Origin of the sequence: Sphingomonas sp. CCH10-B3 (assembly GCF_001556185.1) — a bacterium.
Taxonomy (GTDB): domain Bacteria; phylum Pseudomonadota; class Alphaproteobacteria; order Sphingomonadales; family Sphingomonadaceae; genus Sphingomonas; species Sphingomonas aquatica.
On the sequence record NZ_LSIJ01000059.1, the window covers coordinates 1 to 9,965 of the forward strand.

The window sequence follows — 9,965 nt, forward strand, 5'->3', positions numbered from 1 at the left end:
GCCCACGCCCACCCCGACGCCAACTCCCTCGGCAAGCTACATGCGCTTTACCGAGATTTACTCGACCCGTCTGGGTGCCGGCATCACCTTGCCCAGCGCGTGCGCCAGCGTTGCCGTCACCAGCCAGCCGCCGGTGCTGCGCGCGGTGACCAACTATGGCCAGGGCCTCGCCTTTCGCTACGTGCTGACGCCGCAGGTCTGGGGCGTCACCGGTGACGGCTTGTCGCTCAGTTTTGACGGGCGCACGGTTGATTTCAGCAATGTCACCGCCGAAGTCGCCCATGCGACGGTGATCGGCAGCGATCCGGTGCGCTTCACCATCGTCCAGCCCGTGGCGGGCGGTATCGGGCTGGACTATGCCCGGTTCGCGACACTGTCGGTGCCCGCTGGCGCCACGCGCGACTATCAATGTGCGCTGGGCATGACGACGCTCGCGTCCGATCTGGCAACGTCACCCTCGGGTAGCTACGCACGCACCACCTTGTCAGGGACGGCCTATGTCCGCGATGGGACAGGTTCGCGCGCCTATGCCATCCGCGCGGGCAGCCTGACCGCCGCGATCGACACAGCAGCGCGGCGCGTGACGATTTCGTTCCAGCTGCTCGGCACGCCCGCATCCGGCGGCGGCGCGACGATCGATCTCGGCAGTTTCAGCGCCATCGCATCGATCGACTCGACGACCGACAATTTCGTGGCACCGCTCAGCAGCAGCACCCGGACAGTGACGGGGACGATCAGCGGCCGCCTGTTCGGCCCGCGCGCCATCGAGCTCGGCGCGAGCTTTGGTGGTACGGTCACCGATGCCGGCGCGGCGCCGGGCTACACTGTGATCGGCACGCTGCACGGCGCCCGCTGAGCGGCGCCACGGTCAGAACGCGACCTGCCCCCATACATTGCCGGCGGGGCTGTAGCGGCACACTAGATAATCGTCGCGGTCGTTGCTCGCGAGCGCGCAGCCGACCGCCTTGGTGCGGCGCCACACGATCTGGGTGTAATGGCCGACATCGGCGAACCGCCCGGTGCGGCTGAAATTCGGCGTTGGCCGGTTGATGAAGTCCTTCTTCTCCGCAACCCACAGATCGACCATCTCGCGATAGCTGTAGGCGCCGCGCGTGCCGGTGAAGAGATTTTCGCCCTGCGCCGCCGCCCCGCGCGGCTGCTCGGCGTGCCGGAACTGGCGCGTGCGCGCGAGCGTCTGTGCATAGGAAAGCGCCGCCTTTGCCAGCGCATCGTCCCACACGAGAGGCGGCAGCCCGACTTCAGCGCGCGCGGCGCTGTGCCCCGCCAGCATCGCGGATCGCAGCAGCGCCGCGCCGCGTGGCTGGACCACCGGCTTGGCCACGGCCTCGGTGACGCGCGCCGGGCCGGACTGCGCGCAGCCGACCAGCGCGAGCATCACCGCAGACGCCATCCTTTTCACTGCCACCGTCTTTCTCCATAGCCCTGCGCGATGGACAGCACCGCGCCGCTCGCACTCTATATCCACTGGCCCTTCTGTGTCTCGAAATGTCCCTATTGCGATTTCAACAGCCATGTTCGCGAGACCGTCGATCAAGCGGCTTGGGCGGCAGCACTGCTCGCCGATCTTGCGCATGAAGCGGCACTGCTGCCGGAACGGCGGCTCGGGTCGATCTTTTTTGGCGGCGGCACCCCCAGCCTGATGCCGCCTGCGACCGTCGCCGCGCTGATCGACGCGGCCGGGCGCGCATGGAGCTTTGACGGCGACATCGAGATCACGCTCGAGGCCAATCCGTCGTCGGTCGAGGCCGCGCGCTTCGCCGATCTCGCGGCGGCGGGTGTCAATCGCGTGTCGCTGGGGCTGCAGGCGCTTGATGACGCGGCGCTTCGCTTCCTCGGCCGCGCGCATGACGCGGCCGAGGGGTTGGCAGCGCTCGACACCGCGCAAGTGCATTTCGGGCGCGTCAGCTTCGACTTGATCTACGCGCGGCCTGGCCAGTCGCAGGCCGCGTGGGAGGCCGAACTCGCCCGCGCGATCGGCTTCGGCACCGAACATCTCTCGCTCTATCAGCTGACGATCGAGCCCGGCACGCGCTTTGCGACCGAAGCGGCGGCGGGCCGGTTGGCGACCCCCGGTGATGAGGAGGCGGCAACACTGTTCGAGACGACGCGCGCAATTGCGGCGGCGGCAGGCCTGCCGGCCTATGAAGTATCCAACCACGCGCGACCGGGCGCCGAGAGCCGCCACAACCTCACCTATTGGCGCTACCGTGACTATGCCGGGATCGGCCCCGGCGCGCATGGCCGGCGCGGTGGCCGCGCGACGATGCGCCACAAGAAGCCCGAGAACTGGCTGCGCGCGATCGACCGCAACCGCCACGGCATCGAAGTCGAGGAGACGCTGTCGGCCGACGCGCGGCGGATGGAAGCGCTGCTGATGGGGTTGCGGCTCGACGAAGGCGTCGATCTTGCGCGGATCGCGGCGCTTTCGGGGCAGCGCGTGGAAGATGTTATCGACGCCCGCGCGGCGGCGACGCTGACTGCCGAGGGGCTGATTATCCACGACGGATCACGGTTGCGCGCGACTGAAACGGGGATGCTGGTGCTCAACGCGATAATAGCGGCGCTGGTGCCGGACCAGTAAGTCAGGGGGCCTTGGCCGGTGCGACCGGGTCGTCGAGCGGGATCGCGACGCGTTTCGATTTGTCGACCTTGGCCTTGGTGCCGCTGCTGACGGCATCGACAAGCTGCTTGCCCGCCCACAGCGCCATGCCGAGAATCGGGATGCCCGCCCCGCCGCAGCCGCCCGACCGGGCTGCGCACGGCGTCGATTGAAGCTCCAGTGCCCGCGCCCCGGTCAGGTCGGGATTGGACGGGCGCCCCCGGCTCGGATCAGGGTCGTTGGGAAAGGGCAGGCGCTGGCTTTTCAGCGGATTGCCGCAGACGACGACATCGGCGTCCTTGGGTTCGCGCGGGCGGCACGGCTCGTCGGCGACCGGCACCAGAATCGAAAAGCGCGTCGGCGTGTCGGCCTCGGGCGCGGCCGGAGCGGGGGTGGCCGCCTGGAGCAGCGCGATCAGCAGCATCGACATCGGCCCTTCCTTCCGCCGCAATCGCGGCAATTGCGTGGCGTTCAGCCGACCCGCCCGATACCCAGCCGCCGCAGCTCGATAGCCGGGCAGCGATCCATCGCGACCTTCAGCCCGGCGGCTTCGGCGCGCGCGGCGGCCTCCTCGTTGACCACGCCCAATTGCATCCACACCGCCTTCGCGCCGGTCGCAATCGCGGCATCAACGGCTTCGCCTGCGGCAGCGGCGTTGCGGAAGATGTCGACGATGTCGATCGGCACACCGATCTCGCCCAGATCGTGGAAAACATATTCGCCATGGATATGCTCGCCCGCGATTTGCGGGTTGACCGGAATGACGCGGTAGCCATGGCGCTGGAGCTTTTCCATCACTTCATACGACGGTCGATCGGGTCGATCGGACGCACCGACCATCGCCATCGTGCGAGCGCCTTCGAGCAGCGCGCGGATATCATCGTCAGTGGTCAGCGGCATGGCGATCTCCTGTCAGCGGGCGTCGATCCAGTCGGCGACTCGGTCAGCAATCTGATGGAACGCGAGCGCTTCGGGCCCGTTCCCGGCGGCGGGCGGCTGGCCGTCGTCGGAGGCGGTGCGGATCGCGATGTCGAGCGGAATGCGCCCGAGAAATGCAATGCCGAGCCGGGCTGCTGCCGCTTCGGCGCCGCCGCGCCCGAACGGGTCGGAGACCGCACCGCAGGCGGGGCAGGCATAGCCCGCCATATTCTCGACGAGGCCGATCACCGGCACGCCTGCCTGTGCGAACAGGTCGATCGCGCGAGTCGCATCGATCAGCGCAAGGTCCTGCGGCGTCGACACGATCACTGCGCCCGCGGGGCGGTGACTGCGGATCATCGTCAGCTGAATGTCACCCGTCCCCGGCGGCAGATCGAGCAGCAGCGTATCCGCATCGCCCCAGTTGGCATCGACCAACTGACCGAGCGCACCCGCCGCCTTCAGCCCGCGCCACGCGATTGCCTGATCGGGCGCGACAAACTGCCCCATCGACAAAAGCGATACGCCGTAGGACGTCGGCACCGGCTGCAGCACCTTGTCGCGCGCGACCGGCTTGATCCCCTCAACGCCGAGCAGTTTGGGCTGCGACGGCCCGTGGATATCGGCATCGACCAGCCCGACCCGCCGCCCGCGCCGTTGCAACGCAATCGCGAGATTTGCGGCAACGGTCGACTTGCCGACCCCCCCCTTGCCGCTGGCGACTGCGACCAGCGCGCGCGCGGGGCGGCTGGCAGTCAGTGCGACCTGGACGGTCTCAACCCCTTCCACCGCAAGCGCGGCGGCGCGGACGCGCGCTTCGATCGGCGCGTGTTCTTCGGCCGCCAAACCGGTGACATCGATGATGATCCGCGCGGCGCCTCCTTCGACCCGCACGGTCGCGCGACCGGCCGCCACGGCGGCCACGGCGGCATCAACGGCAGCGTTCGGAGGAGCGGCGGCGGTCATTTGCGCGACTGATACGCATCCCTGATACACTTGCCACTGTTTTTCCGCCCGCGCTCACCTATAAAGGGAGCATGACGATCCGTCCTGCCTGGTGGCCACATTTCCCGCTTCTGATGAACGACAAGCCCAAAAGCCCGTGGGGCAGCGGCAATGATGACAATGGCCCGCGCAATCCGTGGGCCGCGCCACCCGGCGGCAGGCCGCGGGGGGCGAAGCCGACGGCGCTCGACGAATTCCTGCGGCGCGCGCGCGGTCCGGGCGGGCCGGGCGGTGGCGGCGGCGGCTTTCCGGGGTTGCCCAGCGGCGCGAGCGGTCGTTCGCTGTGGACGATCGGCGTCGGGCTGATCATCGTCCTGTGGCTGCTGCTGACCAGCTTCCACGTCATCGCGCCGCAGCAGCGCGGGGTGGTGACGTTCTTCGGCAGCTATTCGCGCACGCTCGAACCCGGCTTCAACATGACCTTCCCCGCGCCGATCGCGACCGTCACCAAGATCGACGTTCAGGAAATCCGGACCGAAGACTTCCCCGAAGGCGGCAGTGCCCAGAATCTGATGCTGACCGGCGACCAGAACATCGTCGATCTGGCCTATGCCGTCCGCTGGGACATCGTCGATCCGCAGAATTATCTGTATCAGATCAAGGACGTGCGTGGCACGGTGCGCGCGACCGCCGAAAGCGCGATGCGATCGGTGATCGCCACCGTCAACATGAACCAGGCAATCACCGGCGGGCGCGTCGATATCGAACAGCGCGCGCAGGCATTGATGCAGCAGATCCTCGACGAATATCGCTCGGGCGTGCGCATCCAGTCGGTTGCGATCAACAAGGCCGATCCGCCCGCCAGCGTGATCGACGACTTCAAGCTCGTCAGCGCCGCCCAGCAAAAGGCGCAGTCGGACCAGAACGTCGCCCGCACCTATGAACAGCAAGTGATGGCCCGCGCGCAGGCCGAAGCGCAGCAGTTCGACCTCGCCTATGCCCAGTATAAGCTTGCGCCCGAAGTGACCCGGCGGCGCATGTATTATGAAACGATGGAAGCCGTGCTCGCCAGAAACAACAAGACGATCGTCGATAGCGGCGGGGTAGTCCCTTATCTGCCGCTGAAGGCGCCGCCGCCGCGCCTGACGGAGGCCGTACCCCAGACCAGCGCGACGCCCGCGCCGACGACGGGAGCGCAGTGATGGCAAGTTTCTGGCGTAATCCGATCGGCGTCGGCATTGCCGCGCTGCTGGCGCTCATCCTGCTCGCATCGAGCGTGTTCATCGTGCCCGAAACCGAACAGGGCGTGATCCTGCGGTTCGAAAAGCCGGTCGGCACGATCAACCGGTGGAAGCCCAACCAGCCGTTCGGCCAGACCGATTCGGGTCTGGCGGTGAAGCTGCCGTTCTTCGACAAGATCGTGTGGATCGACAAACGCGTGCTCGACGTCGATCTGAACAACCAGCAGGTGCTGTCGACCGACCAGCTTCGGCTCGAAGTCGATGCCTTTGCGCGCTTTCGCATCGTCGATCCGCTGAAGGCGGTGGTGTCGACCGGCAGCACGTCGTCCACCGAGGAACGCGTCGCCGATCAGCTGCGGCCGCTGCTCGGCACGGCGGTGCGCAACGAACTCGGCCGCCGCCAGTTCGCTGCGTTGCTCAGCCCCGAACGCGGGCAGGTGATGGACAATATCCAGGCCGGTTTGCAGCAGCTCGCCCGCCAATATGGCGCGCAAATCGTCGACGTCCGCATCCGCCACGCCGACCTGCCCGAAGGCAGCCCGCTCGACAGCGCGCTCAACCGCATGAAGACTGCGCGCCAGCAGGAAGCCGCGACGATCCGCGCGCAAGGCGAAAAGGCCGCGCAGATCATCCGCGCCACGGCGGACGCCAATGCGTCCAAAATCTATGCCGATGCGGGCAACAAGGATCCCGAATTCTACGATTTCTACCGCGCGATGCAGTCGTACAAATATACCTTCGCGCAGGAAGGGCCGAACCAGGGCGAAACGCAGATCATCCTGTCGCCGAACGATGATTATCTGCGCCAGTTCACCGGGCGGGGGCGGCCACGCTGACAATCGTTTTGCATTCAATTACCGTTCAGGAAGCGCGGGCATAAACCGCCCGTCACGCGATCGACCAGAGAGGAACAACATACCGTGCGCTACGCCTATGCCATTTCGGGTGCTCTTCTAGTCGGCGGTGCTGCCGCGACGCTCGCGCTGCAGCCCCCGGCCGGCGCGCAGACCGCGCAGAACGAACCGACCGCAATGGCGGCGATCGCCCCGCGCGCCGGCGCGCCGGCCAGCTTCGCCGATCTCGTCGCGCGGCTCCAGCCGGCGGTGGTCAACATCTCGACCAAGCAGAGCATCAAGGTGCAGCCGCAGGCCAATCCGTTCCAGGGCACGCCTTTCCAGGATTTCTTCGGCGGCGGTCAGGACCAGCCGAGCGCGCCGGTGACGCGTCAGGCGCAGTCGCTCGGTTCGGGCTTTCTGATTTCGCCCGACGGCTATGTGGTGACCAACAACCACGTTGTCGCCCCCGGCGCACGCGGCGCGACGGTCGATTCGATCACCGTCATCCTGCCCGACCGCAAGGAATATAAGGCGAAGCTGATTGGTCGCGATCAGGCGTCCGACCTTGCGCTGCTCAAGATCGACGGCACCAACCTGCCCTTCGTCAAGTTCGGCGATTCGACCAAGGCACGCGTCGGCGACTGGATCGTCGCGATCGGCAATCCGTTCGGCATCGGCTCGACGGTGACGGCGGGCATCATCTCGGCGCTGCACCGCTCGACGGGTCAGGGCGGTGCCTATGACCGCTTCATTCAGACCGACGCGGCGATCAACCAGGGCAATTCGGGCGGGCCAATGTTCGACCTGAACGGCAATGTCATCGGCATCAACTCGCAGATTTTCTCGCAGAGCGGCGGCAACATCGGCATCGGCTTTGCGATTCCGGCCGAAGAAGCCAAGCCGATCATCGACACGCTGATGAAGGGCACCGCCGTCAAGCGCGGCTATCTGGGTGTGGGCATCCAGCCGGTCCGCGAGGATGACGGGGCCGCGCTCGGCCTGCCGAAGGGCCGCGGCGAAATCATCAACCGCGTCGAAGCGGGCGGTCCGGCGGACAAGGCGGGCGTCAAGACCGGCGACGTCGTGCTCAAGGTCAACGGGCAGGACGTGACCGTTGACCAGACGCTTAGCTATCTTGTCGCCAATGTGAAGCCAGGCGGCGCGATCAGGCTCGACATCAACCGCGACGGCAAGAATCTGACGCTCAATGCCGTGGCCGGCACGCGCCCGTCGGAAGATGCGCTCGCCGCGGCCGTCACCGGCGGCAATGACGACAGCGCCGTGCCCGAAACCGGCGGGAAGGGCCAAGGCGACGCCGTGATGAGCGCCACTCTCGGCCTGACCGTCACCGAGCTGACCGCCGACATCCGCCGGGCGCTCCAGCTCGATGCATCGGTGACCGGCGTCGTGATCGTGTCAGCCGATCCGTCGAGCGACTCTGCGCAAAAGGGGCTGCAGCGCGGCGACGTTATCGTCTCCGCCAACCGCCAGCCCGTGACGACCGTCGCCGACATGGCGCGGGTCATCAATCAGGCGAAGACCGCCGGACGCGAGGCCGTATTGCTGTTCGTGCAGCGTGGGCGCCTGCCGGGCCAATTCATCTCGGTCCGCTTCAACAAGTAAACCCACGTCCTCGATTCAGAGCGCCACCCGGTCCCCGCGACCGGGTGGCGTTTTCGTGTCTTGCCGCTTGCGCCATAAACGCGCGATAGCGGGACCCAATACGGAGCTGGCGGGAGGCAACATGGCGGGATCGATCTTCATCGGCGCAGGCGAAGGCGGGGCGAGGCCGCAGGCGCTCGAACTCAAGCGCGCCAACCGCCACGGGCTGATCGCGGGCGCGACCGGCACCGGCAAGACGGTAACGGTGCAGGGCCTGATCGAGGGATTTTCCGCCGTCGGCGTTCCCTGCTTCGTCGCCGACGTGAAGGGGGACCTTTCGGGGCTCGCGATGGCGGGATCGCCGACCAACGCCAAGCTGCACGGTATTTTCGACGCGCGCGCGAAGGAGATCGGTTTCGCCGACTGGACCTATCACGACACGCCGGTGCAGTTCTGGGACCTGTTCGGCGATCAGGGTCACCCGATCCGCACCACCATTTCCGAAATGGGCCCGCTGCTGCTCGCGCGGCTGATGGACCTGAACGACGTGCAGGAAGGCGTGCTGACGATCGCTTTCCACGTCGCCGACAAGGAAGGGCTGCTGCTGCTCGACCTCGACGATCTGCAGGCGATGCTCAGCTATTGCGGTGAGAATGCCGCCGAGCTGACCACTACTTACGGCAATGTCAGCAAGCAATCGGTCGGGTCGATCCAGCGCGCGCTGCTCCAGCTGCGGAGCCAAGGTGGCGAGCATTTCTTCGGCGAACCCGCGCTCGACCTCGCCGATTTCATGGGCGTCGACGACAAGGGGCGCGGCATCGTCAACATCCTCGCCGCCGACAAGCTGATGGCGAGCCCCAAGCTTTATTCGACCTTCCTGCTTTGGCTGCTGAGCGAGCTGTTTGAAAATCTTCCCGAAGTCGGCGATCCCGATCAGCCCAAGCTCTGCTTCTTCTTCGACGAAGCGCATCTGCTGTTCAACGACGTGCCCAAGGCGCTGCTCGAGAAGATCGAACAAGTCGTGCGGCTGATCCGGTCGAAGGGCGTCGGCGTCTATTTCATCACCCAGAACCCGATCGACATTCCCGATACGGTCGCGGGCCAGCTCAACAACCGCATCCAGCACAAATTGAACGCTTTCACCCCGCGCGACCAGGCAGCGGTGCGCGCGGCGGCGACGACGTTCCGCGCCAACCCCGACGTCGATGTCGCGACGGTCATCACCGAGCTCAAGATCGGCGAGGCACTCGTGTCGCTGCTCCAGCCAGACGGCGCGCCCTCGCCAGTCGAGCGCGCGTTGATCAAGCCGCCGGCGACCCGGGTCGGCCCTGTCACCCCGATCGAGCGCGCGACGATGATCTCGACCGACGCGATCGGCGACAAATACGATACGCTGATCGACAAGGAATCGGCCGAGGAACTACTCGGCGCCAAGGCGCAGGAAGCCGCCGCCGCCGCTGCCGAAGCCAAGGCGGCGAGCGAGGCCGAAAAGGCCGCCGCGATCAAGGCCAAGGAAGACGCGCGCGCCGCCAAGGAAGCCGAACGCGCACGCATCGCCGCCGAGAAGGCCGCCGCCAAAGCCGCAGCAGACTCGCCGTGGAACAAGATCGCGACGTCGGCGACACGGACCGCGACGACGACGATCACGCGGACCGTCGCCAACGAAGTCGCCAAATCGGTGTTTGGTACCGGATCACGGCGCGGCTCATCGAGCGGCGGGCTGGTGGGTCAACTGGTGCGCGGCGTGCTCGGCGGGCTGTTCAAGGGGTAACTAAGCCCCTCCGCTTTAGGGGAGGGTTGGGG

At 66.8% G+C, this 9,965-nt stretch carries 10 protein-coding genes; 6 read left to right on the forward strand and 4 right to left on the reverse strand.

Annotation, left to right across the window (positions count from 1 at the left end; all coding sequences use genetic code 11):
* Positions 1 to 856, forward strand: an 856-nt coding sequence (locus AX672_RS09485) for a hypothetical protein (protein WP_231731249.1), incomplete at its 5' end; no start/stop codon positions are given.
* A 12-nt stretch (positions 857 to 868) separates the two neighbouring features.
* On the opposite strand, the gene AX672_RS09490 is transcribed toward AX672_RS09485, so the two are convergent.
* Positions 869 to 1,426 carry a CAP domain-containing protein gene (locus tag AX672_RS09490; protein WP_231731251.1) on the reverse strand — a complete coding sequence of 186 codons (558 nt, stop codon included), beginning with the start codon at positions 1,424 to 1,426 and terminating at the stop codon, positions 869 to 871.
* Between the two features lie 24 nt (positions 1,427 to 1,450).
* Here AX672_RS09490 and hemW point away from each other — a divergent pair, with 24 nt between their 5' ends.
* Positions 1,451 to 2,602: a radical SAM family heme chaperone HemW gene (hemW, locus tag AX672_RS09495; protein ID WP_066650906.1), complete on the forward strand. Its 1,152-nt coding sequence runs from the start codon at positions 1,451 to 1,453 to the stop codon at positions 2,600 to 2,602.
* Between the two features lies 1 nt (position 2,603).
* Here hemW and AX672_RS09500 read toward each other — a convergent pair whose 3' ends face one another.
* Genes AX672_RS09500 through AX672_RS09510 form a run of 3 tightly spaced genes read right to left on the reverse strand, consistent with a single transcriptional unit; the run spans position 2,604 to position 4,504 of the window.
* Complete coding sequence (locus AX672_RS09500) at positions 2,604 to 3,050, reverse strand: hypothetical protein (protein WP_066650907.1); 447 nt, start codon at positions 3,048 to 3,050, stop codon at positions 2,604 to 2,606.
* Between the two features lie 41 nt (positions 3,051 to 3,091).
* Positions 3,092 to 3,520, reverse strand: coding sequence for a CoA-binding protein (locus AX672_RS09505; RefSeq protein ID WP_066650908.1), 429 nt, complete (start codon positions 3,518 to 3,520; stop codon positions 3,092 to 3,094).
* 12 nt (positions 3,521 to 3,532) lie between these two features.
* Entirely contained in the window at positions 3,533 to 4,504 is a 972-nt protein-coding gene (locus AX672_RS09510) for an Mrp/NBP35 family ATP-binding protein (RefSeq protein WP_066650909.1), read from the reverse strand.
* Positions 4,505 to 4,575: 71 nt separating this feature from the next.
* Between AX672_RS09510 and hflK the strand changes: the two genes are divergently transcribed.
* The 4 genes from hflK to AX672_RS09530 all read left to right on the forward strand — a co-directional run bounded on the left by hflK (position 4,576) and on the right by AX672_RS09530 (position 9,933).
* Positions 4,576 to 5,685 carry a protease modulator HflK gene (gene hflK, locus AX672_RS09515; protein ID WP_066650910.1) on the forward strand — a complete coding sequence of 370 codons (1,110 nt, stop codon included), beginning with the start codon at positions 4,576 to 4,578 and terminating at the stop codon, positions 5,683 to 5,685.
* Positions 5,685 to 6,560 (forward strand): protease modulator HflC, encoded by an 876-nt coding sequence (gene hflC, locus AX672_RS09520; protein ID WP_066650911.1) that lies wholly within the window; start codon positions 5,685 to 5,687, stop codon positions 6,558 to 6,560. The genes hflK and hflC overlap by 1 nt, the downstream gene beginning before the upstream one ends.
* A gap of 84 nt (positions 6,561 to 6,644) precedes the next feature.
* Positions 6,645 to 8,183, forward strand: coding sequence for a Do family serine endopeptidase (locus AX672_RS09525; protein ID WP_066650912.1), 1,539 nt, complete (start codon positions 6,645 to 6,647; stop codon positions 8,181 to 8,183).
* Between the two features lie 121 nt (positions 8,184 to 8,304).
* Positions 8,305 to 9,933, forward strand: a complete 1,629-nt coding sequence (locus tag AX672_RS09530) for a helicase HerA-like domain-containing protein (protein WP_066650913.1) — start codon at positions 8,305 to 8,307, stop codon at positions 9,931 to 9,933.
* The last annotated feature ends 32 nt before the right edge of the window (positions 9,934 to 9,965 follow it).